Origin of the sequence: Xylanibacter rarus (assembly GCF_001275135.1) — a bacterium.
Lineage (GTDB): Bacteria > Bacteroidota > Bacteroidia > Bacteroidales > Bacteroidaceae > Prevotella > Prevotella rara.
On the sequence record NZ_LFQU01000001.1, the window covers coordinates 25,616 to 51,898 of the forward strand.

A 26,283-nucleotide genomic window follows, 5' to 3' on the forward strand; every position below is an offset into this window, starting at 1 on the left:
TATAACTTAAATTATTAATAACTAAAATTTAAATTCAAAATTATGGCAACTACACAAAAAGCAGCAAGCCCTACAAAGAAAAATCAGGGCTTCCAAGGTATTAGAGCAGCGATCTGGGTTATCGTTGTATGTTTCGTTATTGCGCTTTGCATTTTCAAGTATCTGCTTGGTAATCCGGCAAACTTCGCAGGTAACGATCCCGCAGGTCACCCGACAAACTTGCTCGGTACAATTTACAAAGGTGGTGTTATCGTGCCTATCATCCAGACACTTTTGCTTACTGTAATCGCTCTGAGCATCGAGCGTTGGATCGCTCTTCGTTCTGCATTCGGAACTGGCTCACTTGCTAAGTTCGTTCTTAACGTTAAGGCTGCTGTAAGCAAAGGCGACTTCGCTGAAGCACAGCGCATCTGCGACAAGCAGAGAGGTTCTGTTGCTAACGTTGTTTCTGCTTCTATCCGCGCTTACAAGGAAATGGAAGCTACAACAGGTATGAAGAAGGCTCAGAAGGTTTCTAAGATCCAGCAGGCTCACGAAGAGGCTACTCAGCTTGAGATGCCTACACTGCAGATGAACCTTCCTATCATCGCAACTATCGTTACACTCGGTACTCTTACCGGTCTTCTCGGTACCGTTATCGGTATGATTCGTTCATTCCAGGCTTTGGCTGCCGGTGGTGGTGGTGACTCTCTGGCATTGTCTACAGGTATTTCTGAGGCTTTGATCAACACCGCATTCGGTATTTTGACTTCTTGGGTTGCTGTTATTTCTTATAACACATTCACAAACAAGATCGACAAGCTGACATACGCCCTTGATGAGGTTGGTTATTCAATTGCTCAGACATACGAAGCCAATCACGCAGACGAAGCTTAATTTTACTAACCCTTTAAAATTTTATTACTATGGGTAAAGTAAAAATTAAGAAAAAAGCGATCTGGATCGATATGACTCCGATGAGCGACGTGATGGTCCTCTTGCTTACATTCTTCATGTTGACATCAACATTCGTTAAGAATGAGGCAGTTAAGGTTCTCACGCCGGGTTCGGTATCGGAGCTAAAGGTTCCGGAGAATAACGTCTTGAGCATACTGATCGACAGTAGGGGCAAGGTGTTCTTGGGCTGGGACAAACCTGGCGATATGGAGGCCGCGCTCAGCACTATGGCTGATCAGTTTGGCGTAAGCCTTAACGGCACTCAGATGAAAAACTCTCGCAGCGCAACCAATATCGGTGTGTCTATGGAAGATATGGGCGCATTCCTGAGTCAGGATGCAGCTCACATGAACGACTATCAGAAAGATAAGGGCGTTCCTACAGACAGTATCGACGGCGGTATGAGCGAGTTCCAGTTGTGGGTTAAGACAGTTACTGACAACAACTCAGATATGAAACTGGCTATCAAGGCTGACGAGAAGACACCCTATAAGGTTATCAAGAAAGTAATGTCTGAACTTCAGGACATGAATCAGAATCGTTACTATCTTATCACTTCTTACAAAAAAGTGGAGGAATAAGTCATGGCAAAGCAGAAAGAAAGCAAACAGAAGAAGATTGACCTACGCGTAGACTTTACGCCTATGGTGGACATGATGATGCTTCTTATCACATTCTTCATGCTGTGTACGTCATTGAGCAAGCCTCAGACAATGCAGCTGACGATGCCAAGTAACGATGAGAACGTGCAGAAAGAGGACAGAACTGCTACCAAGGCTTCGCAGACTATTACAATCTACGTTGCAGGTAATGACAAAATTTACTACGTAGCAGGTATTCCTAATTACAATGATCCTAATTGCCTTAAAGAAACAACTTGGGGCAAGGAAGGTATCCGTAAGGTCCTTATCAACCATGTCACTGAAGACGGTACCATACCGGTGTCTACGATTATGAAGGCTAAGGCCGAGCTCGACAGCAAAAAGTTGAGCAATCCTGGAAAATACCCAGATTCTGTATATAATAGAGAATTGGAGAAGCTGAAGAATGGTGAAGTTGACGGGCAGAAGATTCCTACCCTGACAATCATTATCAAGGCAACTGACAATGCTTCTTATAAGAATTTGGTTGATGCTCTGGATGAGATGCAGATTTGCAGTATAGGTAAGTATGTCATCGATAACATTACTCCTGAAGACAAAGGCCTTCTTACTAAAAAAGGAGTGAAGTAATCGTTGAGTAACATTTAAAATGAAAAGACAATGTCAAAAATAGATCTTATATCTAATGCATGGTGTGACCTCGTGTTCGAGGGAAAGAACCAGGCATATGGAGCATACAAGCTCCGTAAGGGTACCGCAAAACGTAACCTTTGGTCTATCATTATCGTACTTATTGCTGCAGTTGCTATTTTCTCGGCTATAGCTATTAAGAATGTTATTGAGGCGAACCAAAAAGTTGCGATTGTCACTGAGGCTAAATTGTCTAAAATAGACAAGACGCCGAAAGTTGAGAAGAAAAAGGTAACTCCTAAAATCGAGCAGCCCAAAGTTGTAGAGAAGGTAAAGAGCTCTATCAAGTTTACTGCTCCTGTTATCAAGAAGGACTCTGAGGTAAAGCCTGAGGAGGAAATGAAAACTCAGGAAGACCTTCAGAAGACAAAAACTACTATCGGTGCGTTCAACGTAGTTGGTAATGACGAATTTGACGGCGAAGTGCTCAAAGCTAAGGAAGAAATTGCCCAGCCTGAACCTCCAAAGAACGAGGAGGAGAATAAGGTGTTTGACGTGGTTGAAGAGCAGCCTTCATTCCCTGGTGGACAGGGCGCTTTGATGGCTTGGCTGAGAGACAACATCAAATATCCGGTTGTTGCTGCTGAGAACGGTATCCAGGGTAAGGTTATTGTACAGTTCGTTGTAGGTAAGAATGGTTCTATTTCTAATGTGAAAGTCCTGAGGTCTGTTGACCCGTCTCTCGACAGAGAGGCTGTGCGTGTTGTTAGCAGCATGCCTAACTGGACTCCTGGAAAGCAGAACGGTACGTCGGTTAACGTAAGATATACGTTGCCAGTAACATTCAAACTGCAGTAATTACGTGATATGAGAAGAAAACTATTCTACAATTTGGTAGGATTGATGCTGCTGTCGGGCATGTTGGCCGCTTGTGCCGACAAACCCAAAAGCGGCAGAACAGATACTTATTCGTCAGGAGCGATTTCGTTCGCTTCTGACGAAAGTTTTAGTCCTATAATCGACGAAGAAGTTCAGGTCTTCGAAAGTATATATCGGGATGCCAAGCTTACTCCGATTTATACAAATGAGTATGATGCTATAAAGATGCTGATGAATGACAGTCTGCAGCTGGTTATTGCATCAAGAAATTTCACAAAAAATGAGTTGGAGAATCTAAAGTCACGCAATTATTTGCCCGTGGCTATACCTTTGGCTTATGATGGCTTGTCGCTTATCATAAACAGAGAGAATAAAGATTCTTGTATTTCTGTCAAGAACATAAAGCGTGTTCTCAGCGGAGAGGCAAAGAAATGGAGCGATATAGTTCCCGGTTCAAGTCGCGGCGAGATACTTGTGGTGTTTGACAACAGCAAGTCGAGTACGGTTTCATTCTGTGTTGACTCGATATTGGACGGAAAGCTGATAAACAGTCCGAACATTGTTGCCACAAACACGAGCAAGGAGGTTATCGATTATGTCGAGAAAACTCCTAATGCCATTGGTATCATCGGTTCAAATTGGCTTAATGACAAGCGCGACACAACGAACACTACATTCAAGAAGAATATAACTGTTATGTCGGTAAGCAGGTTTGACTCGGCTACAGCCATGAATAGCTGGAAACCATACCAGGCATACTTACTCGACGGACGTTATCCGTTGGTAAGAACGATATATGCATTGCTTAATGACCCTATCAATGGTCTTCCATGGGGCTTTGCCCATTTTATAGAGCAGCCTAAGGGACAGCTGATAATATTCAAGTCAGGCTTGTTGCCTGTACGTGGTGATATTACAATAAGGTCAGTAAATGTAGGTGATGATTAAACCTTTGCATCCTGAGGCAGTCAATATTAATAAAGGCTGCCTTGTTTATGCAAACGGTTCTGAGTGAGAAAACTTAAACTATTTACAATTTAATTATAGCGATTATGAATGCGATTAAATATTTATTGGCTGGAGCCGCTCTCACATTGTTTTCGGCTCCTATGATGGCGCAGGACGTACAGTCTCAGATTGACGCCATTACTAAAGTTATTGTTAACAGCAAGTCTAATCCTGATGCTGCTAAGGACCAGGTTAAGGACTTTATCAAGGAAAACAAGAAGAATGCAGTTGCTATTGCAGGTGTTGGCCGTGCATATCTCGACATTAAGGACACTCTTAATGCCAAGAAATATGCAGAGATGGCTATCGACCGTGACAAGAACAACGCTGCCGGTTATCTCCTTATGGGTGATATCGAGGTTGTAAACAATGATGGCGGTGCTGCTGCAACATGGTATCAGCAGGCTACTCTGATGGATCCGAAGAATCCTCAGGGCTACATCAAGTATGCAAATATTTACCGTAAGCGCAGCCCGGAGCTTTCTGTCCAGATGCTCGAGAAACTTCGTACAGTTCAGCCTGATTATCCTGTAGATGCTGAAGCAGGACACTTCTTTTATACAGCTAACCGCTTTGACAAGGCCATTGAATATTTCTCAAAGGTTGATCTGGGCAAATTCAATGAGAACTATCTGACAGAGTATGCAACTGCCACATATCTTTCTTCTGATTCAAAGAAGAGCCTTGAGATTTCTCAGTATGGTGTTCAGAAGAATCCGCGTGACGCAGCCATGAACCGTCTCTGCTTCTATAACTACACAGACCTCAAGGATTATCCTAATGCCTTGAAGTATGCTGATGCACTTTTCAACAAGTCAGACAGCGCTAAGTTCTCTGCTCGTGACTATCAGTATTACGGATATGCACTGATGGGTGACAGCGCTTTCGACCAGGCTATTGCTCAGTTTGAGAAGGCACTTGAGCTTAACTCTTCACTCAATGATGTTAAGAAGCAGCTTTCTGATGCATATATTGCAAAGAAAGATTATGTTAAGGGACTTGCTCTTTATGATGAATATCTGAAAGCTGTTGAGAAACCTTCTGTAGGTGATATCGACGGATTGGCTAAACTTTATGCTGATCAGGCTGCAAGTATTGCAACTCTTAACGAAGAGAAGATTGCTGCTTTGAAGAAGGCTGATGAGGTTTATGGCATGCTCGGAGAGAAATATCCTACCAACCTGCTTTATGCAACAATAATGAGAGCACGTATCAACTCACAGCTTGACCCGGAAACAACTCAGGGCTTGGCTAAACCTTATTATGAGCAGTATATCGAGTTGGCTAAGAAGGAGAATCCTGATAATCCGAAGCTTCTTATTGAGCCTTACTCATATCTCGGATATTATTATTACATAAAAGAGGACAAGGCTAATTCTGATAAGTATTGGAAACTTATCCTCGAGATAGATCCTAATAACACTACTGCAAAGCAGGCATTGGGTATCTAATAAAGTAGTAACAACAATATGTGGTTTACATAAATATAGCCTCTGGCGCATTTTAATGCACCAGAGGCTTTTATTTTTGTATTGTATGGGTAATTTTATATATGGCAGCTATTTGGCTGATGCAGAAAAGAAAATCCACCATTTCCCGAAAGATGAGAAAAGGTGGATTTTGTTATATTTATACCTTAATGTGTATTTGACAGCCAATTTTGACTTTTACTCCAAATTGTCTTTATGTTTCGGCCGGATTGCCTGTTTTATATAGATTTTATTGCCGTTTGCTTATTTCGGGCGTAAGCCATGTCAAGACGAAGCAGATTGTATGCCCGCTATGTGGGATAAAAGCTGTATGAAACTTCTTAAAAACTGAAAAATCAAACTATAGATGCCTAGATAAACTCTTAGTTTGCAGAGTGAAGCGTTCGGGCTTAAATTCCTTTTAGGTATTTAGGTGCCCTATGTTCAGCGCTTTGATATCTTCAGTCCTATGTCCGAAATGCCGGGCATAATCTCGCGCTTCATGATATGGCGGACGCATATATGAAGCGAATCGCCTTTGCGCAAGTCTATGTCAGAAACAATGAAACTATACTGAAAGCAGCTTACACCACGTCCGAGCACGTTGCCTTTGTCATCAGCCAGCCTGCAGTTCACGGTGTCTGTATATAGCATGTGTCCCGGTTCTACGGTGCGGTCTACAACAAGGCTCAGGCCGGTGAAGGGGAACGAGGTGCTGGTGCGAAGTCCAAGTTCAAGACGGTAACGGCCAGACTCCTTCATTGGAGGTACGTCGAAGGCCAGAGTATCGTTCTTTTCCCATCCTGTCAGCTGAGTATGGTTGTATTTGTCGTACACAACATCGCTGTTACATGAGCACAAAGCCATGGCCACGCAGGCCATGGCTGTAAGTATATGTAATCTTAATCTCGTCATTGCTTGTCTGCCTTCTCTTGCTTTTCGGCTCCATGAGGCTTCTGCTGTCCTTTCTCGGCCTGAGCCTTGCCGCGGCCTTTTGCTGAAGCCTGTCGTGCCGGGCGGTTCTTTGAACGGCGCTTTTTCTTGCTCTTGTCAAAACGCGTAAGACTCTCGTTGGCCAGCAGGTCAGCAGGATGACTGCTCTGTTCCTTTATGTTGCCGTCGCTCTGCAGCGACATGGGCTTTTCGCCCCTTCTGTTCATGTCTATTATGTCGAGCGCTCTCTTGGCTGTTATTGTCTCGAGGTTGGCCGGCACCTTCTTGTCTGATGAATATGTTACAAGTCCGGCAAGGATGTCAGACTTGAACAGATAATATTCGCCGTCTTGTGTCTCAAGCACAACTTCGCGGCTTGGCAGCCTGCGGCTCGCCTCGATATAGTTGTCAACCTCGTAGTTAAGACAGCATTTCAGTTTTGCACACATACCTGCCAACTTTTGCGGGTTGAGTGATATTTCCTGATAGCGGGCTGCACCAGTGCTTACCGACACAAAGTTTTTCATCCAGGTGGCGCAGCACAGTTCACGGCCGCACGGACCTGTGCCGCCAATACGTCCTGCCTCCTGACGCGCTCCGATCTGTTTCATCTCTATGCGCACGTGGAATGTCTCTGCCAGCACCTTGATAAGCTGGCGGAAGTCTACTCGCTCGTCTGCTATATAATAGAATATAGCCTTGTTGCCGTCGCCCTGATATTCAACGTCGCCAATCTTCATCTGCAGATTAAGGTTCTTGGCTATCTGTCGGCTCTGTATCATCGTAGCGTGCTCGCGGCTTTTTGCCTCGCGGTATTTTTCCATGTCCACGGGCTTTGCTATGCGGTATATGCGCTTGATGTCGTCGGCCGATTTCAGGTTGGCCTTCTTTATCTGCAGCTCTACCAGTTTGCCGGTAAGCGTAACTACGCCGATGTCGTGTCCCGGGTTTGCCTCTACGGCAACGATGTCACCCTTTCTGAGGTCAAGGTTGTTGACGTTGTGATAATATCCTTTGCGGGTGTTCTTAAACTGCACCTCAACAAGGTCAGTACTTTGGGCGTTGCCCGGTACGTCTGCCAGCCAGTCGTAGGTGTTCAGCTGGCGGTCCTGCCGGCCACATCCTCTCAGGCACAGACCACGGTCGCACCCGTTGTATATAAAGAATTTCTTGTTTTTATAATCCATCTGCTGTTGCAATTAAAAAATATATATGTTATTTCGGCATAAAGCCTACGGTTTTCTGATAAGTGAAACTATGATGTGCGTTGCCATATCGAAGAACACTATTTTCGGATTTGCGTTTTGTCCGATGTCTCTTATGGCGCGGCTCATTAGTTCAGAGAGCTCAATGACATTGGCCTCGTTGACAAAGCGTGCAAAGTTTCGCGCAAAGTTTTCCTCGTCCTGCGTCATATAGTTGAGTTCGCCTATGCGGAAGTTGTAGACAAAGTTTTCGCGAATCAGGTGTACAAAATATGTGAGCATCCTGCGCTGGCGTTCACGCCCGTATGCCGCAGCCGTATCGCTCCATTTGCGCAGCTCCTTGATGTTGCGCGTATAGGCAAGTCTCATCAGGCTGACAAACATGTCGAGAAATAGCTTTTTCTCACTGTCTGAGTTGAGAGCCTCAAGGGCGTTAAGCCAACTTCCGTTTGCGGCTCGTGCTATGCGGCGCGCTGCGTCTGCATCTATGCCCCTGCGGTCAACGAGAGCTGTCTCGATGCTTTCTGTCTCAATGCGCTTAATGTCTATGCGCTGAGCGCGACTCCTTATGGTGTCCAGCAGCTTTTCGGGCTCTTCGCACACCATTATGAACACTGTCTTGTGTGGAGGTTCCTCTATAATTTTCAGCATCTTGTTGGCGCATTCGGCGTTCATGCGTTCAGGCAGCCATATTATGCACACCTTATATCCGCCCTGACTCGACTTCAGACTAAGCGCACGCATCACCACATCGCTCTCGCCCACACCCATCTGAGCCTGTTGGTTTGCCGCACCCATGGCAGCAAGCCATTGGTCCATTGTGAAGTATGGTCCCTGAGACAGCAGGTGGCGCCACTCGCCCGTAAAGTCCTCACTCGACATCTTGTGTTCAGAGCCGGTGCCCGACGGGCGTATGACAGGGTAGGAGAAATGAAGGTCGGGATGAGCCAGCTTGTCTGTCATGACGCACTGTCGGCAAGATCCGCAGCAGTCGTCGCCCGAATTGTTCTCGCACAACAGATATGAAGCAAAGGCAAGGGCCAGAGCCATCTTGCCGCAGCCTTGCGGGCCGCACAGCATAATGGCATGAGGCACACGGTTTTCTGCAACCATCTGCCGCAGACGCTCTTTGGCGTCGTCCTGTCCGATAACTTCGCTGAACTTCATGTCTACAAAATATGCAATTTGGTGCAAAAATACAGAAAACCGCCGTAATAAACGAAAAAATAAATTAATAATGAATAATTATGACAACCGGTAGCGCGAAATTTATTACCTTTACAGGCAGAATAAACACAAGTGGTACGCCCTTCTCCTTGCAATACATCGTCTGCCGATAATCGGCAAGATGCTGTGTCAAATACAAAAATACATCGAAACACACAATAAAACATAGGGATTAGGGTTTTATAAACGTAATAAAACGGAATAATATTTATCTTTAACTATAATTAAAATCTAATCAAACAATGAATCAAGACAAAGGCGGTAGCAAGGCCTACCTATTTTCAATTGTGCTTGTGGCTGTATTGGGAGGACTCCTCTTCGGATACGACACGGCTGTAATTTCAGGAGCCGAAAAAGGACTTCAGGCATTTTTCTTAGGAGCAACTGACTTCAGATATACAGATGCCATACATGGCTTTACATGTGCCAGCGCTCTTATTGGCTGTATCATCGGAAGCGGAATATCAGGCTATCTGGCATCAAACTGGGGACGAAAAAAGTCGCTCATCTTTGCCGGAATAATGTTTTTCATTTCTGCGTTAGGCTCAATGGAGCCCGAGTTTCTGATTTATGAGCATGGCGTACCGACATACTCACTTCTCGTAACATTCAACATCTATCGTGTCATCGGCGGCGTGGGCGTTGGTCTGGCTTCAGCCATCTGCCCTATGTATATAGCTGAGGTCGCTCCGTCTAACATCCGCGGAACGCTCGTTTCATGGAACCAGTTTGCCATTATTTTCGGCCAGCTGGTAGTATATATGGTAAACTTCTGCATACTCGGTGACCATACCAACCCCGTAATCGAGTCTATCGGACAAGGTTTCAATGCCGTTGCTCCGGGCAGCGATCCCTGGACAATTTCTACAGGCTGGCGTTATATGTTCGGAAGCGAGGCTGTGCCGGCAGGACTTTTTGCCATATTGATATGCTTCGTACCCGAGACTCCGCGCTATCTCGTTATGGCAGGGCGCGACAGCAAGGCTCTGTCTGTACTGCAGAAAATCAATGGTGTGGCTGAAGGACAGAAAATTCTCAATGAGATAAAGAATACTATTACAGAAAAGACCGAAAAGGTGTTCACCTATGGTGTGCTGGTTATCTTTGTCGGCATAATGCTCAGCGTGTTCCAGCAGGCTGTCGGCATCAACGCCGTGCTCTATTACGCACCGCGAATATTCGGCGACATGGGTATGGAGAATCCTATGGTGCAGACCGTCATCATGGGCGTTGTGAACATCCTGTTTACGCTTGTTGCCGTGTTCACTGTTGAGAAGTGGGGCCGCAAGCCGCTGCTTATCACCGGTTCAATAGGCATGGCCATTGGCGCTTTCGGTGTTGCCCTCACATTCGGCAACATGGACATGGCCGTCGTAACAATGGTCAGCATCATGATCTACAGTGCATCGTTCATGATGTCGTGGGGCCCTATTTGCTGGGTGCTCATTGCTGAGATATTCCCCAACACCATCCGCGGCGCAGCCGTAGCCATAGCCGTTGCATTCCAGTGGATTTTCAACTGGATTGTCAGTGCTTCGTTTGTGCCCATGTTCAACATGCAGCTCGAGAGCGACGCCAACTTCGGCCACTGGTTTACTTACGGTCTTTACGGTACAATCTGCGTTCTCGCTGCTCTGTTCGTATGGCGACTTGTGCCTGAGACAAAAGGCAAGACGCTTGAAGATATGTCTAAACTCTGGAAGAAGGAAGACAAATAAGCCGGTGTCAGTTGGTTTGTATCCGAATGTGATAATTTATATATGTGGGTTGCTTAATCATTTTAAGCAACCCTATTTTTTATTCAGCATGACTATAGTGAACATCATGTCTAGTTGGATGCGTTATAGGCCGGTCTGACAATAATGAACGGCTTTGCTTCATATCTTTCCGTTCATAGCCAACTTTATTACAGCATTGTCGTGTTGCCATATAATTTATTTATCCACATGGCAAAAAGTTTGTCATTTAAAGAATAAACTTTGTTTCTCTCTGTTATAATATCCTTTTCAAGCAATTTTTTTGTAGCCGACTGCACTGAGCTGGCTGAAGTCAGTCTGTGGCGCTTTATGAATTCTGCCGATGTTATCTGTTCAGCCTTTCCGTCTTTCGCAATGGCATAGAGCAGTTCTTTCTGCTTTTCAGGGATATTCGACAATATCTCCCTGAAGATAGTGTCGTTTGACGCTATGATGTTATTAATGGCCGTGCGTATTGTGTCAAGTGTGCAAACTTCACCCTCACGGGTGTCTGCAAACGATTCGTTAAATGTTTTTTGGATGTAAAAGGTATGCCCGTTAAACAAATCGTAAACTCTTTTTACATCAGATGCGTCTATGTGCCTGTTGGTTGCTTCAAAATGGCCGACAATAAAGGGGACATACTTTTCTGCATCAATAGCATTCAGTTCAAGCACGTCGGCGCTGTGATAAAACGGCCGGGCAGCCGACATGAACATTTCCTGCATCATGTGGCGCTCACTTCCCGCAAATATGAAGTTGCTGTTATCGAGTTTCTGTATGTGTGTCCTGAGCAATGCCTCTATGTTATGCTCCGGATATTTTGCTATCTGTTGAAACTCGTCTATGGCCACAATGCAGGGCTTGTCGGCGTGGCTCAGATAGCTGAAAATCTCGTCGAGTGTATATTCGGGCTGTTCGATATCGCCCAGTTCGATGTTGAACGTAGGCAAGTTGTTTGCCGGGTCAAATCCAAATTTACCGCTTATCGACTTTATCGTCTGAATAAACAGTTTTATCATTTTACGGCTTCTTGGCAGCAGTGTTTCATAGATCTGTCTGCCGAGCAGATAGGTAAACTCCCGCAAGCTAGATGTGTGAAGTATGTCGATGAAGAATGTATAATATTCCTCACGTATTTCAGGCTTGTCGTAACAAAACTGTATCAGTCCGGTCTTTCCCATGCGGCGTGGTGAAATAATCACGAGATTGTTGCCGTTGGTAACCGATTTTATCAGCCGTGCCGATTCTTCAACGCGGTCGCAAAAATATTCTGGTGCAATCTTGCCTGTAACTACAAACGGGTTTCTTATTCTTGCCATATCTTGTTTTTATGCAAAAATAATTATTTAAATAGAATTATGCAAATAAAATAATCGTATATTTTCCTTGCATTAAGCCCTTCGTGATTGTTTGGGGTGTATGTGTTCTCTATGCTGAAGGCTGATGCCTGCTTTTATTCGTCTATATGTTTTCCGTTATCGTCTTGCCGTCTGATTTTTCTTGATATACCGGTAGAAGCCGTACAAAGTTTTTCGTTTATCGTCTTTTTCATCCCGGCTTGCACGGCAAGACTGCGTCAGACATAAAATAAACCTATGGTTTGCGTATAGAAAACGAGCCACTTTCACATAAAAAGTGGCCGAGTTTTGGGTTGTAACTCGGCCACTAACAGTTTGAAAGTAAACGAATGTGGTTGCCTTAATAGATTGCTGCTAAATGCTGTGTAGGCTTTCTGTATAAAACATATTAAGGCAGATAAGTTACGGTTTTCAGAGCCTTTTGGCTTTCATTGGTCATGATGCCATATGAAACAGGCTGATTTCGCCTTGTAGGGCAATGGATTATTATGGCCGGCTTTGCCGTGGGGATGGTTCTATGTTATTTATAGATTTGCGCCTTACCGCGTTTCTCAGTCATCACGTAAAGCCTTAAATCCGCTCATGGCTATAGGCACTGCAAGGCCGAAAGACAATACGTCGGCCCATGCCTGGCACATCTCTACGCCAAGAAGACCGAAGAAATGGGGCAGGATGATTATCAGCGGAATGAAGAACAGGCCGCTGCGGGCAGATGCGAGCACATTGGCCTGCCATGGCTTGCGGATGGTCTGCATCATCATGTTGGTGTACATGACGATGGCACCCAACGGAAGTGTGGCCAGCTGCCAGCGCAAGGCAACTGTGCCGATAGAAACAACGTCGGGATCGCGGCGGAACACGTCGATGCATTCCTCGCTGAAGAAGAAACCGAGCACAGCGCATACGGCCATAAACAGAAAGCCTACACGCACTATGAACCAATAGCCTTCGCGCACACGTGCGTATAATTTTGCGCCATAACAGAAGCCGCACATAGGCTGGAATCCCTGTCCGAGGCCAATCATGGCGGCAAATATCACGAAGGCTATGCGGTTGACGATAGACATGGCCGCTATGGCGGCATCACCGTAAGCTCCGGCTGCCACGTTGAGCAGTGCAACGCTGATGCTGGCCATGCCCTGGCGCGTCAGCGAAGGCGTGCCTCCGGCAAATATCTCTTTCAGCATAGCCACGCTTGGCGTAAAGTTGCGGTGGCTGATATGTATGTTGCGCTTCATGCGGCTCATCCACAACAGCACAAGCATGCTGCACGACTCACCCGTAAACGTGGATATGCCGGCACCGGTTATGCCCATGTCGAACACAAATATAAGGATAGGAGCCAGCACGACGTTGATGCATGCTCCCGTAAGTATGCCGAACATTGAATAAGCTGCGTTGCCCTGAAAGCGCATCTGGTTGTTCAGGCATAAGGCACCGCACATGAACGGTGCAGCCATAAGCACAAACGACAGATAGGTTTCGGCATAGGGCAATATTGTCGGCGTTGAGCCTAAGAGCAACGCGAGCGGACGCAGAAATATCAGTCCGATAAGGGCGATGACAAATCCTGTCCCTACGGCAAGAAAGAAGCCCGTGGAGGCCATGCGGCATGCGTTGTCGTGTCGCTGCGCGCCAAGTTCGCGCGATATGTAGTTGCCCGAGCCCTGCCCGAAGGTGAAGCCTATGGCTTGTATGATGGCCATAACCGAGAAGGCTATGCCCACGGCGGCAGTGGCCTGTGTGCTGATGCGGCCAACGTAGAATGTGGTTACGATGTTGTAGATACTGGTAACGAGCATACTGATAATGGTCGGAACAGCCATTACTAGCACTACATGATGAACAGGTGCAGAAGTTAGAAACGTAAAATTATCCCTGTCTTTCATAAAACTTGCAGCATTCAAATAGACAAGAGCGCACGCAGCCAAAAATAGAGAATATGATCAAGGACATGCGCTTTGACACTGCAAAATTAAGAAAAACAAAGTTATCTGCAAAATTTTACTGACAATTACCTTCCCTGATGCAGGGTTAAGTTGAGTTAAAATCCCTCTGCAAGATATATGTCAAGTAGCTGTAATTGTCTGTAAAACAATCAGTTATTTAAGTTATGCACAATAGGGACACAACAATGGATAAACCACGTTACAGAAAAGAACATAACTCAAAAAGCAAGAAAAATGGCGCATAGGAACAACCAGCATAAGCAATGCCGGTCTTATGCCACATAAACATAAACGGCAAACACAAACCGGCCGCGCCCAGGCAGCCGTTATTTGTGTTTGCGGTTGGCGCGTGCTTCGCGGTATTTGGCTTTCTGTCGTGCCGAGCCGCTGCCATGAGCGCCGGTGATATATTTCTTCTTCTTGGCCTTGGTCTTCACCTTGCCGTCATTGCCGTTGTCTGTCTTTGCCTTTCGGAACACTATTCCGCCACCGGCAATTATGTCGTCGATATCGCTCATAAAATGTAAAAAACCTAATTATGCTTAATGAGAAAAAGAGCCGGGAGACAGACTCTTGATATGGGGCAAGCCTTGTGCCGCCCTTGAGAATGATGACTCCCGGCGCTGAAAAAAACAGTTTATCAATGATGGAACAGACGAACGCCGGTGAAGGCCATTGCTATTCCGTATTTGTCGCAGGTCTCGATGACATTGTCGTCGCGTACAGAGCCTCCGGCCTGAGCTATATACTCAACGCCGCTCTTGTGTGCGCGCTCAATGTTGTCGCCGAACGGGAAGAATGCGTCGCTGCCCAGAGCCACCTTGGTGTTCTTGGCTATCCATTCCTTCTTCTCCTCCATGGTCAGCACTTCGGGTTTCTCCTTGAAGAGTCTCTGCCATGTTCCTTCGGCCAGCACGTCGTCGTGCTCGTCGCTGATATACACGTCGATGGTGTTATCGCGGTCAGCGCGGCGTATGCCGTCAACGAAAGGCAGGTTCATCACTTTCGGATGCTGGCGCAGCCACCATATGTCGGCCTTGTTGCCTGCCAGACGTGTGCAGTGTATGCGGCTCTGCTGTCCGGCGCCGATGCCTATGGCCTGTCCGTCCTTCACGTAGCATACAGAGTTGCTCTGAGTATATTTCAGCGTGATAAGACTTATTATAAGGTCGCGCTTAGCCTCTTCGGTGAATGTCTTGTTCTGTGTGGGTATATTCTCAAAGAGTGACGGGTCGTCGAGCTTAATCTCGTTGCGTCCCTGTTCGAATGTTATGCCGAACACCTGCTTGTGTTCAACTGGAGCCGGAACATATTCGGGATCAATCTTTATTACGTTGTATGTGCCCTTGCGCTTGTCTTTCAGTATCTCGAGGGCTTCGGGGGTGTAGCCCGGTGCAATCACGCCGTCGCTCACCTCACGCTTGATCAGCGTTGCGGTAGCCTCGTCGCATACGTCGCTCAGAGCCACAAAGTCGCCGTAGCTGCTCATGCGGTCGGCGCCGCGTGCGCGTGCATAGGCACATGCCAGGGGCGAAAGCTCAATCTTTACGTCGTCTACAAAATAAATCTTCTTCAAAGTGTCGCTGAGCGGCAGACCCACTGCGGCTCCTGCGGGCGAAACATGCTTGAAGCTGGCTGCTGCAGGCAGTCCTGTTGCGGCTTTAAGCTCCTTTACAAGTTGCCAACTGTTAAGTGCATCGAGGAAGTTGATGTAGCCCGGACGGCCATTCAGCACCTCAATAGGCAGTTCACCTTCTTCCATGTATATGCGCGAAGGTTTCTGATTCGGATTGCATCCGTACTTTAATGCTAATTCTTTCATGCTCGATAAAATTTCTTCTTCGGCTGCAAAGATAGTGCAAATTGGGCGCAATACAAAATAAATGTCGATTAAACCCCTGCCGGCGGCCGGCTTTTTGCCGTTTCTTGCCTTGCCGGATGTGAATAAAAGAACATACGGCACATGTGCCCGGCGGCAGCCCGGTGTGCGGATATATCAATAAATCAGGCATATAGCATCTGTCTGCCAGGCATGGCAGATATGCGCCGAGGCGACAAAAAGAACAGAAAATGCACCAAAGTAGTTAAATAATGAAAGACTTATTTCTTAAAGAATGTAAAGAAAAATGGTTGAACCTTTTTTGTAGTTATTTTGGTCTAAATTACACTATAACAACACTTAACGGCTTGCGGAGCTTTGCCGTGGCATGCTTTTTGCTTATCCCAAAAGATGTAAACAAACTTTGATTTCCGGCATTTTTTCGTTAACTTCGCAATCGTAAAATCAAGAAAACCCCTTCATTATACTATTACAGAAAACATCGAACATGAAGAACCTGAAAATATTTGCCGTTGCCATGATGCTGTTGACCGCAGGAACGCCTGTGATGGCCGACAACGAGAAGGACGGCGACAATAAGGAACAGCAATGCGAAGAAATAGATAACTACGATTTTCTTTATAACAACGAGAATTATGACGAGGACTTCGAGTTTGAGCCTATAAACGACGTGCTCGACGAGGCCTTCTCGCACATGGGCGCACGCTACCGCTCAGGTCAGGCAGGTCCTAACGCCTTCGACTGCTCAGGATTCACGAGCTATGTGTTCAAGAACATGGGCATAGACCTCAACCGCTCGTCGCGCGCGCAGTTTAATCAGGGCGACCCTGTTGACAAGGACAAGCTGCAGATAGGCGACCTGGTGTTCTTCACCAGTCCGCGTTCGGGCCGCTCCATAGGCCATGTAGGCATCGTGGTCGACGTTGATCCGATAAGCGGAAGCTTCAACTTCATACATGCAAGCACCAAGGGCGTAAAGGTAAGCAACTCTAACGAAAGATATTATTCACGCAGATACGTAGGAGCACGCCGCGTAATGTAACATGAAACCACATATTTTTATTATATCTTTGCTTATATGCGGGTCGGCTGTGGCCTGCACTACAACGGGTACCGGCAAAAAGCTGCCGGTGCCCGTTGTCGATATTGACAGCGCAGAGCAGAAAGCTGAGGACAGCATACTGAGTCATATTCAGGACACGTTCACGATAGCCATGGCCGGCGACATCATGATGGGCACCACTTACCCCAAGCCTGCGCTGCCGGCAGACGAGGGCAGGGCGCTGTTCAGAGACGTAAGGCACATCCTGCACAGGGCCGACATCGCCGTGGGAAACCTTGAGGGAACGCTGTGCGACAGTGCCGAGAACAAGAAGGAGAAGTCGGTTTACAACTATTCGTTCCGCACGCCGCTGAGCTTTGCGCCACGCCTGAAGGAGGCCGGGTTCGACTTTCTGAGCATGGCCAACAACCATGCCTTCGACTTCGGCATAGAGGGAGTCAGGTCAACGGAGTGCGCCTTAAGGGATATAGGCATAAAATATGCCGGACTGAGGGGCAGGACAGACGCCGCCATAATAGAGCGCAACGGCATAAGATACGGCATGTGTGCGTTCGGCCACAACTCTTACACGCTGAAGCACAAGGAACTGTGGACGGTGAAGGGCATACTTGACAGCCTGCGGGCCAATGCCGACGTGGTGATAGTGTCGTTCCACGGCGGAGCCGAAGGCAAGCAGTACAGCCATCTGCCATACGGCAAGGAAGAGTATCTTGAGGAAGACCGCGGCTCGCTGCGCGACTTTGCACACTTCTGCATAGATAACGGCGCCGACATAGTTTATGGCCACGGCCCGCATGTGGTAAGATGTGTCGAGGTTTATAAGGGCAAGTTTATAGCCTACAGCCTGGGCAACTTCTGCACGCCTTACGGAATAAGCATAACAGGAATATCGGGCTATGCGCCGGTGATAGAGGCAAAGGTGAACCGCAGGGGCGACTTCATTGAAGGCAAGATCCACTCGTTCATACAGCGTCGCGGCCTCGGTCCGCGCAAGGACACGGCCAACGCCGTGGCCCAGCAGATAAAGCGGCTCACACAGAGCGACATAAAGGACAGCAAGATAACCATTAGTGCCGACGGAACGATAAGGCTGAAAAGAAATTGATAAATGAGAGAAACTAGGTTTGGCTCAGGCCGTTTGTGGCTTGCCTTACCGTCAGGGCTTTGCTGTTGATTGAGCCAATGTCCGGAAAAAGATTTTGTTAAAAAACTCGTCACTCGTCACATCGCATTATAATGTTTTGTAAATCAGATAGTTACGGTGTGACGAGTTGCCGTTTCAACTCGTCACACCGTAATGTGTTGTCTGTCAGGAGCTTATGCCCGAATGTGACGAGTGATGAGTTTATAAGAAAAACTTTTTATGCTTATTGTCGGCCTGTTTTCCTTATTTCGGTTGACTTCAAACATACATTTTCCTGGTTAGAGTTTACTCCGCTTAGGCTTATGCCTGCTGTAAGCCGGTTCTTTCGTTATTTCAATACATACCCTTTCATGCTGCGAAAGGCCTTCTTTCAGCGTGCAAAAGCATACATTTCGCGATGTAATTAGCCATGTTTTACAAAAGCTCGATATTATGTATTATTACAAATAACAAAGAAGCAGACCTGACGCAAGGACAAGTCTGCTTCTTTATTTCTTAAAGATAAGATTTCAGAATTAGTTTTTCTTCTCTGTGATAACCTTCTTCTCAGCGATACGAGCTTTCTTACCTGTAAGTTTACGGAGGTAATAAAGTTTAGCGCGTCTTACCTTACCGTGCTTGTTAACCTCAATGCTGTCGATGTTCGGAGACTCGATAGGGAAGATACGCTCTACACCTACTGTACCTGACATCTTGCGCACTGTGAAACGCTTCTTGTCACCATGACCAGAAATGCGGATTACTACACCACGATAGAGCTGGATACGCTCTTTTGAACCCTCAACGATTTTGTAAGCGACAGTGATAGTGTCACCTGACTTGAACTCAGGGAACTTCTTGCCGGTTGCAAATGCTTCTTCAGCAACTTTAATTAAATCCATTATTATTTGATAATTAAATTTGTTTATCGTTCCGGCGTAACATAACTAGGCTACTCTTCTTCCTGTCAGCGATTACGCGGAAAGCGGTGCAAAGTTACTACTTTTTCGTTTCTCTTCCAAATATGCGAGGTTTTTTTTATCTTTTTCTTTGACTTAATAGCGTTTTTAACTAACTTTGCATCACTTTTCTAAGATTATCCTTATGTATAAGAAGTTGATTTTATGCGAATTGGCATCACTTGCGATGCTTCTTGCATCATGCTCATCACACTATCAGCTCACTGGCGTGAGCCGTTCGAGAATACTCATTGACAGCACTTACGACAGCAGGCCCGACGACAGGGCATGGAGCTTCATAGCTCCCTACAAGCAGAAGGTGGACAGCATAATGAGCCCCGTGGTGGGCAGGGCTGCCTCATATCTGAATGCCGAAAGGCCCGAGAGTAAGCTCTCCAACCTGCTTGCCGACATACTCGTATGGTGCGGCGGCAGCTACGGCGAGAAGCCCGACTTTGCCGTTTACAACATCGGCGGTATGCGCTCGGCATTTGCCAAGGGCGACATAACATACGGCGACGTGCTCGACGTGGCGCCGTTTGAAAACAAGATATGCTTCGTAACGCTAAAGGGCAGCAAGGTGATCGAGCTGTTCGGCCAGATAGCATCAGTGGGCGGCGAGGCCGTGAGCCACGGCGTCAACCTGGTTATCAGCAAAGACGGCAAGCTGCTGTCGGCCAAGCTTAACGGAAAGGACATCGACCCCGAGGCCGACTATAGGGTGGCTACGATAGACTATGTTGCGCAGGGCAACGACAAGCTTGAGGCCTTTAAAAGCGCCACCGGGATGAAATCGCCATCGGGTGCCGACGACAACGTGCGCCAGGTAATAGTGAAATACATGAAGGCTAAGATGGCTCAGGGCGAAGACATCGACTCAAAGATTGAAGGACGAATAATAATAGCAGACAAATGAAACGCATACTTACAATACTGACAATAGCCGTGGCCGTAACCCTTACGGCGGCTGCAAAGGGCAGACAGCTGCTCATTCTGCACACCAACGACACTCACAGCTGCGTGCTTCCGCTCAACCCTAACCTTGCCGACACCATGCTCGCCGGCCGTGGCGGCTTCTTGCGCCGTGCAGCCATGATTGACCAGATGCGCAAGGAGGACAAGGACCTGCTGCTGCTCGACAGCGGCGACTTCTCGCAGGGCTCGCCATATTACACCATGTTCAAAGGCGACGTTGAGACAGAGCTGATGAACATCATGGGATACGATGCGGCAACGATAGGCAACCACGAGTTCGACTTCGGTCTCGAAAACATGGCAAGAATATTCAGAAAGGCAAAGTTCCCCATCGTCTGCGCCAACTACGACTTTACGGGCACCGTGGTAGAAGGCCTTGTTAAGCCCTACGTCATAATAAAGCGCAAAGGAGTGAGGATAGGCATCTTCGGACTTTCGCCAAAGCTCGATGGTCTGGTCATGGCAAGCACCTGCGCCGGAGTCAGATACAGCGACCCGATAAAGACGGCAAACGCAGTGGCCGACAAGCTGAAGAACGAGGAGAAGTGCGACGTGGTGATATGTCTGTCTCACCTCGGATGGGACGAGGCCGGACTCAACGACATGGAGATGATGGCAAAGACACGAAACATCGACCTCGTGCTGGGCGGCCACTCTCACTCTTATTTTAAGATGCTCAACCATGTGCGCAACCTCGACGGCAAGGACGTTCCTAACGACCAGAACGGCAAGCACGGCATATTTGTGGGCAAGATAACGCTCAGCCTCGAGAAGAGATAACCCCCGCCGGTGCACTTACGTCATGGCTTATGACATGTGCCGGGATGTCATTTTTATGCCTTTTTCACACAGCCGGATGTAATATCGGCGTCAATAAATCGTTATATTATCAAATGAAAAGACTGTTCACCATAATAACCGTCCTGACAGCTGCACTATGCGCCATGGCACAGGGCAAGACCGTTCAAAACAGACCTTACACCGACCTGAGGCCGTTTCACTTCGGAGTGGTGGTAGGCATGCACCTTCAGGACATCGAGTTTATGAACGTCGGTCCGCAGATTATTACAGGCGCCGACGGGACAACGGCCGAAAAAGTCATCACCTGCGACCAGGACAGATGGGACCCGGGATTCACCGTGGGCGTGCTGGGCGAGTTCCGCCTGAGCAATAATTTCGCGTTCCGCATAGCTCCCGCCATGTATTTCGGCAACAGACACATCACCCTGACTAACCTCACCGACAAGCTTGAGAACGGTGAATATGTCACGCAGAGACAGGATCTTAAGACGGTGTATATATCATCGGCACTCAATCTGCTGTTCAGCGCCCCCAGACTCAACAACACGCGTCCGTATCTCATGGCCGGAATAAACCCCATGATAAACCTTTCGGGCAAGGACAACGACTACATAAAGCTGAAGCGTTACGACGTGTTCCTCGAATTTGGTCTGGGCTGCGACTTCTATCTGCCTTATTTCAAGCTGCGCCCCGAACTGAAGTTCTGCTATGGACTGATCAACAGTCTCGACACCAGCCATCCCGACAAGCTGAAAGACCAGAACATGATCATGTATGCCAAGTCGGTCAAGGAGGCACGCAGCAAGATGATAGTATTGTCGTTCTATTTTGAATAGACAGACTGCAATCGTTAAATAAATTAAAAACAGATACCTAAAATTAGGTATTTAAAATAAAAGCACTACCTTTGCAATGTACGAAAATAGGTACAAAAACATTATTAATTAAATAAAAACAAGATTATCATGGCTTACGTAATTGGTGACGATTGTATCGCTTGCGGTACATGTATCGACGAATGTCCGGCAGGAGCTATTTCTGAAGGCGAAAAATATTCTATCAATCCTGACATGTGCACAGAGTGTGGCACTTGCGCAGATGTTTGTCCTTCAGAGGCTATCAGCCTTCCTTAAGGAATTGCTCCAGGAAATTCTATTAAGGCGGTCCGTTTATTACGGCCGCCTTATTTTATTTTATGCCTCTACACGGCCGTCAACGCTTAAATTATGGGTACAGACTTGTTATTCTTTTGACACAATCATATTACCTATAAAAACACTTTTGTAAATTTTTTGGGAAAATAACAGCAAACAGATATGAAAATAAAAGTATTGTGCGGCATATTCAGCCTTTCTGCACTTACATGTGCGGCACAGACTGCAACACCCGACGATTCGCTGCGGATGGACAGCATCATACACAATCTGCCGGAAGTGATGGTGAGCGGCGAACGCCCCATGGTAAAGGTGAAAGGCAGCGCACTGGTGTATGATATCAAGCGAATAACCGAAAAGAAGCCCGTGGACAACGCATACGACGCGCTGAAGGAACTGCCGGGCGTGGTGGAAATGAACGGACAGCTGACGCTTGGCGGACAGGGCGCCACGGTGATATTGGACGGACAGGTGACAAACCTTACACAGGAACAGCTCACGCAGGTGCTGAAGAGCGTACCCGAAGACAGACTCGCAGATGTTGAGATAATGTATAACGCACCGGCTAAATATAACGTAAGAGGTGCGTGCATAAACATAAACTTCCTGCATGAGACGGCACAGGAACAGAGACTGACGGGCGAGGTGTTCGGTGTTTACGACCAAAGTCACGACGCTGCGTTTCAGGAACGTGCCAGTCTGGTGTACGTCGGCAAGAAGATGAGCATCGACTTCATGTACTCGCACGACCACGGAAATTCGTACAAGACAACTGAAACCGACTCGCACCATAGTCTTAACGACGGCAACGTGTATGACATCTCGACATTTCAACGCAGCCGTACACGCGGACATAACCATCAGATGCGCCTGTCGATGGGATATAACTTTGCCGAAAACCATAACCTAAACGTTACTTACTACGGCTCTTACGCTCCGGGACATACAAAACAGGAAACCACGGGGTCAATAAATTCAAAATACGGCATCGACTCTGACCCGTGGACTCATGACATTGCCGTCGACTACAAGATGCCGTTCGGCACTAACATCGGCGCTGAATATACGTTCTATAAGGCTCCGCAGACGCAGACACAAAGCAGCGTATTGACTGACGGCTCGCTCGACTATGTGTCTGACAGCCGGCAGAAGCTGAACATCTGGAAGGTGTATGTAAAGCAAGACCATACGCTGAAGAACGGATGGGGACTGAACTACGGCGCGACTTATTCTACAAGTTCGGACAACAGTTATCAGAATTACCTTAGCACGGTAAACAGGCCTCAGGACCTGCCTGACAATATCAGCGCAAGCAAGCGCGAGAACATCGTGAACATATACGCCGGATTCAACAAGAACTTCAATAACAAGCTGATAATAGACGCGTCGCTGGCTGCCGAATATTATAACAATCCTTCATGGAACGAATGGAACTGGTTGCCTACCGTCAACGCAACATGGATTCCGTCGCAGGGACACATCCTTCAGTTCGGCTTCAGCAGCTACAGCACTTATCCCGAATATTGGGCAGTGCAGAACTTCATGAGCTACAACAACGGCGGATATGGTGTGATTGTGGGCAATCCGGAACTTAAGCCCATGCGCGAATATTCGGCACAGCTCACTTATGTGTTGAAAAACAAATATGTGTTCAGAGGATGGTTTACGCATACTGACGACCTGTTCATGCAGACTCTTTATCAGCAGCCTGACGTGCTGAGAGAAACCTTTAAGGTGATGAACTTCGACTTCCAGCAGCAGGCAGGACTCATGGCGGCTGTTCCGCTGAAACTTGGCAAATGGTATAGTGCCAACCTTACAGCCTTGGGTGTATGGCTCAGACAGAAAGACTCCGACTTCTACGACATTCCGTTCGACCGCGACATCGTGTACGGAATGTTCACGCTGCGCAACGACTTCCACATTTCGTCGCAGCCAGAAATAACGCTTTCTGTAAACGGCATGGTGCGAACCAAGGCACTTCAGGCCGACTATGATCTGCCTGCATCGGGCAACGTGGACGCAGCCCTGCAGATAAAGTTCCTGAAGAACAAGCGTGCAACGCTGAAACTCTACTGTGCTGATATATTCGAGACGGCGCAGATTAATCCCTACATCAACTTCAAGGGGCAGCGTCTTGACATGGACATGTCGAGCTATCGCCATTTCGGCGTGTCGTTCAGCTATGCTTTCGGCAATTATAAAGAAAAAGAACACAAAAAAGTTGACACATCGAGATTCCTGAAATAGCATCTTTGCCAAGTTGCCCATGCTTCAGTTATGCTGACGGCACGCGCAGCTGATGCGGTCATATAGATAATATTTACAGAATCATCACGCAACAGGCATCCTGCTTCATCGTCAGTAGAATGCCTGTTTTTGTTTTACACAAACCATAATAAAGCATATTCCGTATTGCCGTTTTATCCAAAATCAGGCATCAGGATACAGTCTGTATTTTGCTTTATATCGAGCTTATTGCCGTTCGCTTTAACCCCATCGCAATATGTGCCAACACAATTTTACCTAAATGTAATTTGTTCAACATATCATTGACACATCTATTTTGCAACTTTGCGGCAGAAACATTTAGAACGTAACGAAGCGGCTGTTGCCGTCTGCGGCAGCCGGCATTCGCTCGAAATATACTTTATGACATTATGCGTCTGCGTAAATTTTATTCAACGATAGTGCTGTCCGACATACATCTTGGCACGACACACTCAAAGACAACAGAAGTTACTGATTTTCTGAAGTCGGTCAACTGCCGCCGCCTCATTCTCGACGGCGACATAATAGACGGCTGGGCACTGCGCAAGGGCGGCACGCGCAAATGGCAGCCCAAACACACCGACTTCTTCAAGGTGATAATGAAGATGATGGAGAAACAGGGCACCGAAATAATATACGTCAGGGGCAACCACGACGACTTTATCGACAGCATGGTGCCGTTCACGTTCTACAATATACGCTTCGTCAAGGACTTTATACACGAGAGCCACGGCCGTCGCTATTATGTTACTCACGGCGACATCTTCGACACTGTCACCAGCAACATGAAGTGGCTTGCCATGCTCGGCGACGTGGGCTATACGTTTCTGTTGTGGCTTAACAAGATATACAACAACTACCGCACCGCCCACGGCAAGCCTTACTATTCGCTGTCGCAGGCCATCAAGCAGAAAGTGAAGTCGGCTGTGTCTTATATATCCGACTTTGAGCAGGAGCTTGTAAGGCTCGCGAGGGCACGCCGCTGCGACGGAGTTATTTGCGGACACATACACCATCCGGCCGACACATATTATGGCGACATCCACTATCTCAACTCTGGCGACTGGGTTGAAACGATGTCGGCACTTGCCGAAGACGAAAACGGCAACTGGTCGGTGATAAGATACGGCGACATGCTTGCCGGCAACCGCATGCCTGAAAGGCAGATAGCATCGTGACGGCTGTGCAGTGGGGCTGTACGTGCGCAGAAGATGCTGCGCGATAAGCAATATTCAGATTCTTTTCCTCCCGGCTGTGACAGTCGGATTATCACTATACTGATTTTTTATTGGTACAAGACTTGTGGCTGATTGCATGTTCTTGTTATGACAGACGGCCGTGCTCCGCTGGATTTTTCCTCGGGGCACGCCTTTTTCTTGCCGTTTCTGTAACGGCTTTTTCCCTCTGTTTTTCCCTTTTATACAAGGCTTTCCACTGTCTGCAAACATTTTTCTGAAAAAAATGCGGAAACAGGATAGGGGTATTTTGTTGAGGCTGCGTTATAGGAGCAAAGAGAGACAAAAGTAAATAATATTAACAATAAAAAATCGAGCATTATGAAATTTAAAGTATTTGTATTATCTTTGTGCATTTTCGCAGGTGTCAACATGGCTAACGCCCAGGACAACAGACATGAGATACGTGTTTCGGTGAGTGACGGACTGACACAGAGCGCAGTCGATGTGCTTGGACTCGGACTTGCAGATGCCGTTACCGGCAGCAAGCGCACAGACGAGAAAGCCTCGATAGTTTACGGACTCGGCTACCGCTATGCCGTCGGACGCTTCCGCGTAGGTGCCGACCTCGGCTTCGCCCACACAACAAGCAAGCTGACGCTCTTGGGCGACAAGATGCCTTCGATAAAAGAACGCGAGCTCAACTTCATGATACTGCCCACGGCAGAGTTTGTTTATCTTAAAAGCAGACTTGTTGAGCTTTACGGAAATGCGTCGGCCGGAGTGAGCCTGAAACGCCACACCGAAACCGGACTGACAGAAGCCGGAAAGGCTGCTGCCGCCAAAGCCGACCTTAACACGTCGTTTGCATATCAGGTTAATCCTATAGCGCTGCGTGTTGGCAACGAGACGATAGGTGCGTTCGTTGAGGCCGGACTCGGTCACAAGGGCTTCGTTACAGCCGGCTTGAGCTTCAGATTTTAGTTA

The 26,283-nt window shown here is 47.2% G+C and carries 24 protein-coding genes; 16 read left to right on the top strand and 8 right to left on the bottom strand.

The genetic code is table 11. The annotated features are described in order from the left end of the window. Nucleotides 1–42: 42 nt before the first annotated feature. From ACU52_RS00100 to ACU52_RS00125, 6 genes are all read left to right on the top strand, one after another. On the top strand, nucleotides 43–876 hold the full coding sequence (locus ACU52_RS00100; RefSeq protein WP_053397316.1) for a MotA/TolQ/ExbB proton channel family protein: 834 nt from the start codon (nucleotides 43–45) through the stop codon (nucleotides 874–876). A 29-nt stretch (nucleotides 877–905) separates the two neighbouring features. Next, entirely contained in the window at nucleotides 906–1,517 is a 612-nt protein-coding gene (locus ACU52_RS00105; RefSeq protein ID WP_021855243.1) for an ExbD/TolR family protein, read from the top strand. 3 nt (nucleotides 1,518–1,520) lie between these two features. Beyond that, nucleotides 1,521–2,168 (top strand): ExbD/TolR family protein, encoded by a 648-nt coding sequence (locus tag ACU52_RS00110; RefSeq protein ID WP_021855244.1) that lies wholly within the window; start codon nucleotides 1,521–1,523, stop codon nucleotides 2,166–2,168. 30 nt (nucleotides 2,169–2,198) lie between these two features. Further along, nucleotides 2,199–3,026 (top strand): energy transducer TonB, encoded by an 828-nt coding sequence (locus tag ACU52_RS00115; protein ID WP_053397317.1) that lies wholly within the window; start codon nucleotides 2,199–2,201, stop codon nucleotides 3,024–3,026. A 9-nt stretch (nucleotides 3,027–3,035) separates the two neighbouring features. Continuing rightward, complete coding sequence (locus tag ACU52_RS00120; protein WP_021855246.1) at nucleotides 3,036–3,995, top strand: PstS family phosphate ABC transporter substrate-binding protein; 960 nt, start codon at nucleotides 3,036–3,038, stop codon at nucleotides 3,993–3,995. A 104-nt stretch (nucleotides 3,996–4,099) separates the two neighbouring features. After that, nucleotides 4,100–5,506, top strand: a complete 1,407-nt coding sequence (locus ACU52_RS00125) for a tetratricopeptide repeat protein (RefSeq protein ID WP_021855247.1) — start codon at nucleotides 4,100–4,102, stop codon at nucleotides 5,504–5,506. 462 nt (nucleotides 5,507–5,968) lie between these two features. On the opposite strand, the gene ACU52_RS00130 is transcribed toward ACU52_RS00125, so the two are convergent. From ACU52_RS00130 to ACU52_RS00140, 3 genes are read right to left on the bottom strand one after another with little or no spacing between them, the layout of a single operon-like run. After that, the gene (locus ACU52_RS00130) at nucleotides 5,969–6,439 is read right to left on the bottom strand and encodes a gliding motility lipoprotein GldH (RefSeq protein ID WP_082335089.1); all 471 of its coding nucleotides are present in this window, start codon (nucleotides 6,437–6,439) and stop codon (nucleotides 5,969–5,971) included. Next, nucleotides 6,436–7,644: a PSP1 domain-containing protein gene (locus ACU52_RS00135; protein ID WP_021855249.1), complete on the bottom strand. Its 1,209-nt coding sequence runs from the start codon at nucleotides 7,642–7,644 to the stop codon at nucleotides 6,436–6,438. The genes ACU52_RS00130 and ACU52_RS00135 overlap by 4 nt, the downstream gene beginning before the upstream one ends. Before the next feature lie 45 nt (nucleotides 7,645–7,689). Then, complete coding sequence (locus tag ACU52_RS00140) at nucleotides 7,690–8,829, bottom strand: DNA polymerase III subunit (protein ID WP_053397319.1); 1,140 nt, start codon at nucleotides 8,827–8,829, stop codon at nucleotides 7,690–7,692. A 302-nt stretch (nucleotides 8,830–9,131) separates the two neighbouring features. Between ACU52_RS00140 and xylE the strand changes: the two genes are divergently transcribed. Then, nucleotides 9,132–10,607, top strand: coding sequence for a D-xylose transporter XylE (gene xylE, locus ACU52_RS00145; RefSeq protein ID WP_021855251.1), 1,476 nt, complete (start codon nucleotides 9,132–9,134; stop codon nucleotides 10,605–10,607). Nucleotides 10,608–10,795: 188 nt separating this feature from the next. Here xylE and ACU52_RS00150 read toward each other — a convergent pair whose 3' ends face one another. The 4 genes from ACU52_RS00150 to ACU52_RS00165 all read right to left on the bottom strand — a co-directional run bounded on the left by ACU52_RS00150 (nucleotide 10,796) and on the right by ACU52_RS00165 (nucleotide 15,757). Then, nucleotides 10,796–11,947: an AAA family ATPase gene (locus tag ACU52_RS00150; RefSeq protein WP_053397320.1), complete on the bottom strand. Its 1,152-nt coding sequence runs from the start codon at nucleotides 11,945–11,947 to the stop codon at nucleotides 10,796–10,798. A 590-nt stretch (nucleotides 11,948–12,537) separates the two neighbouring features. After that, entirely contained in the window at nucleotides 12,538–13,875 is a 1,338-nt protein-coding gene (locus tag ACU52_RS00155) for an MATE family efflux transporter (protein WP_021855252.1), read from the bottom strand. Between the two features lie 386 nt (nucleotides 13,876–14,261). Next, a complete protein-coding gene (locus tag ACU52_RS00160) occupies nucleotides 14,262–14,453 on the bottom strand; it encodes a hypothetical protein (RefSeq protein WP_021855253.1) in 192 nt (63 codons plus the stop codon). A gap of 122 nt (nucleotides 14,454–14,575) precedes the next feature. Next, nucleotides 14,576–15,757, bottom strand: a complete 1,182-nt coding sequence (locus ACU52_RS00165; RefSeq protein WP_053397321.1) for a phosphoribosylaminoimidazolecarboxamide formyltransferase — start codon at nucleotides 15,755–15,757, stop codon at nucleotides 14,576–14,578. Between the two features lie 505 nt (nucleotides 15,758–16,262). On the opposite strand from ACU52_RS00165, the gene ACU52_RS00170 reads away from it, so the two are divergent. Further along, entirely contained in the window at nucleotides 16,263–16,817 is a 555-nt protein-coding gene (locus tag ACU52_RS00170; protein ID WP_021855256.1) for a C40 family peptidase, read from the top strand. A gap of 1 nt (nucleotide 16,818) precedes the next feature. After that, a complete protein-coding gene (locus tag ACU52_RS00175) occupies nucleotides 16,819–17,943 on the top strand; it encodes a CapA family protein (RefSeq protein ID WP_082335090.1) in 1,125 nt (374 codons plus the stop codon). Between the two features lie 554 nt (nucleotides 17,944–18,497). Here the strand turns inward: ACU52_RS00175 and rplS are convergent. Beyond that, complete coding sequence (gene rplS, locus ACU52_RS00180; RefSeq protein WP_021855258.1) at nucleotides 18,498–18,863, bottom strand: 50S ribosomal protein L19; 366 nt, start codon at nucleotides 18,861–18,863, stop codon at nucleotides 18,498–18,500. A 202-nt stretch (nucleotides 18,864–19,065) separates the two neighbouring features. Here rplS and ACU52_RS00185 point away from each other — a divergent pair, with 202 nt between their 5' ends. From ACU52_RS00185 to ACU52_RS00215, 7 genes are all read left to right on the top strand, one after another. Next, nucleotides 19,066–19,836, top strand: a complete 771-nt coding sequence (locus ACU52_RS00185; RefSeq protein WP_053397323.1) for a 5'-nucleotidase C-terminal domain-containing protein — start codon at nucleotides 19,066–19,068, stop codon at nucleotides 19,834–19,836. After that, the gene (locus tag ACU52_RS00190; protein ID WP_053397324.1) at nucleotides 19,833–20,675 is read left to right on the top strand and encodes a bifunctional metallophosphatase/5'-nucleotidase; all 843 of its coding nucleotides are present in this window, start codon (nucleotides 19,833–19,835) and stop codon (nucleotides 20,673–20,675) included. The genes ACU52_RS00185 and ACU52_RS00190 overlap by 4 nt, the downstream gene beginning before the upstream one ends. Nucleotides 20,676–20,788: 113 nt before the next feature. Then, a complete protein-coding gene (gene porT / locus ACU52_RS00195) occupies nucleotides 20,789–21,532 on the top strand; it encodes a type IX secretion/gliding motility protein PorT/SprT (protein WP_021855261.1) in 744 nt (247 codons plus the stop codon). Between the two features lie 129 nt (nucleotides 21,533–21,661). Beyond that, entirely contained in the window at nucleotides 21,662–21,829 is a 168-nt protein-coding gene (locus tag ACU52_RS14595; protein ID WP_021855262.1) for a 4Fe-4S binding protein, read from the top strand. Between the two features lie 183 nt (nucleotides 21,830–22,012). Continuing rightward, a complete protein-coding gene (locus ACU52_RS00200; protein ID WP_053397325.1) occupies nucleotides 22,013–24,100 on the top strand; it encodes an outer membrane beta-barrel protein in 2,088 nt (695 codons plus the stop codon). A gap of 410 nt (nucleotides 24,101–24,510) precedes the next feature. Beyond that, nucleotides 24,511–25,299, top strand: a complete 789-nt coding sequence (locus tag ACU52_RS00205) for a UDP-2,3-diacylglucosamine diphosphatase (protein WP_053397326.1) — start codon at nucleotides 24,511–24,513, stop codon at nucleotides 25,297–25,299. Between the two features lie 378 nt (nucleotides 25,300–25,677). Next, entirely contained in the window at nucleotides 25,678–26,280 is a 603-nt protein-coding gene (locus ACU52_RS00215) for a hypothetical protein (protein ID WP_053397328.1), read from the top strand. Nucleotides 26,281–26,283 lie beyond the last annotated feature (3 nt).

Bases quoted from the DNA above. Each gene is read 5' to 3' on its own strand.
- ACU52_RS00100 (WP_053397316.1), top strand. From the start codon at position 43: ATGGCAACTACACAAAAAGCAGCAAGCCCTACAAAGAAAAATCAGGGC.
- ACU52_RS00105 (WP_021855243.1), top strand. From the start codon at position 906: ATGGGTAAAGTAAAAATTAAGAAAAAAGCGATCTGGATCGATATGACT.
- ACU52_RS00110 (WP_021855244.1), top strand. From the start codon at position 1,521: ATGGCAAAGCAGAAAGAAAGCAAACAGAAGAAGATTGACCTACGCGTA.
- ACU52_RS00115 (WP_053397317.1), top strand. From the start codon at position 2,199: ATGTCAAAAATAGATCTTATATCTAATGCATGGTGTGACCTCGTGTTC.
- ACU52_RS00120 (WP_021855246.1), top strand. From the start codon at position 3,036: ATGAGAAGAAAACTATTCTACAATTTGGTAGGATTGATGCTGCTGTCG.
- ACU52_RS00125 (WP_021855247.1), top strand. From the start codon at position 4,100: ATGAATGCGATTAAATATTTATTGGCTGGAGCCGCTCTCACATTGTTT.
- ACU52_RS00130 (WP_082335089.1), bottom strand. From the start codon at position 6,439: ATGACGAGATTAAGATTACATATACTTACAGCCATGGCCTGCGTGGCC.
- ACU52_RS00135 (WP_021855249.1), bottom strand. From the start codon at position 7,644: ATGGATTATAAAAACAAGAAATTCTTTATATACAACGGGTGCGACCGT.
- ACU52_RS00140 (WP_053397319.1), bottom strand. From the start codon at position 8,829: ATGAAGTTCAGCGAAGTTATCGGACAGGACGACGCCAAAGAGCGTCTG.
- xylE (WP_021855251.1), top strand. From the start codon at position 9,132: ATGAATCAAGACAAAGGCGGTAGCAAGGCCTACCTATTTTCAATTGTG.
- ACU52_RS00150 (WP_053397320.1), bottom strand. From the start codon at position 11,947: ATGGCAAGAATAAGAAACCCGTTTGTAGTTACAGGCAAGATTGCACCA.
- ACU52_RS00155 (WP_021855252.1), bottom strand. From the start codon at position 13,875: ATGAAAGACAGGGATAATTTTACGTTTCTAACTTCTGCACCTGTTCAT.
- ACU52_RS00160 (WP_021855253.1), bottom strand. From the start codon at position 14,453: ATGAGCGATATCGACGACATAATTGCCGGTGGCGGAATAGTGTTCCGA.
- ACU52_RS00165 (WP_053397321.1), bottom strand. From the start codon at position 15,757: ATGAAAGAATTAGCATTAAAGTACGGATGCAATCCGAATCAGAAACCT.
- ACU52_RS00170 (WP_021855256.1), top strand. From the start codon at position 16,263: ATGAAGAACCTGAAAATATTTGCCGTTGCCATGATGCTGTTGACCGCA.
- ACU52_RS00175 (WP_082335090.1), top strand. From the start codon at position 16,819: ATGAAACCACATATTTTTATTATATCTTTGCTTATATGCGGGTCGGCT.
- rplS (WP_021855258.1), bottom strand. From the start codon at position 18,863: ATGGATTTAATTAAAGTTGCTGAAGAAGCATTTGCAACCGGCAAGAAG.
- ACU52_RS00185 (WP_053397323.1), top strand. From the start codon at position 19,066: ATGTATAAGAAGTTGATTTTATGCGAATTGGCATCACTTGCGATGCTT.
- ACU52_RS00190 (WP_053397324.1), top strand. From the start codon at position 19,833: ATGAAACGCATACTTACAATACTGACAATAGCCGTGGCCGTAACCCTT.
- porT (WP_021855261.1), top strand. From the start codon at position 20,789: ATGAAAAGACTGTTCACCATAATAACCGTCCTGACAGCTGCACTATGC.
- ACU52_RS14595 (WP_021855262.1), top strand. From the start codon at position 21,662: ATGGCTTACGTAATTGGTGACGATTGTATCGCTTGCGGTACATGTATC.
- ACU52_RS00200 (WP_053397325.1), top strand. From the start codon at position 22,013: ATGAAAATAAAAGTATTGTGCGGCATATTCAGCCTTTCTGCACTTACA.
- ACU52_RS00205 (WP_053397326.1), top strand. From the start codon at position 24,511: ATGCGTCTGCGTAAATTTTATTCAACGATAGTGCTGTCCGACATACAT.
- ACU52_RS00215 (WP_053397328.1), top strand. From the start codon at position 25,678: ATGAAATTTAAAGTATTTGTATTATCTTTGTGCATTTTCGCAGGTGTC.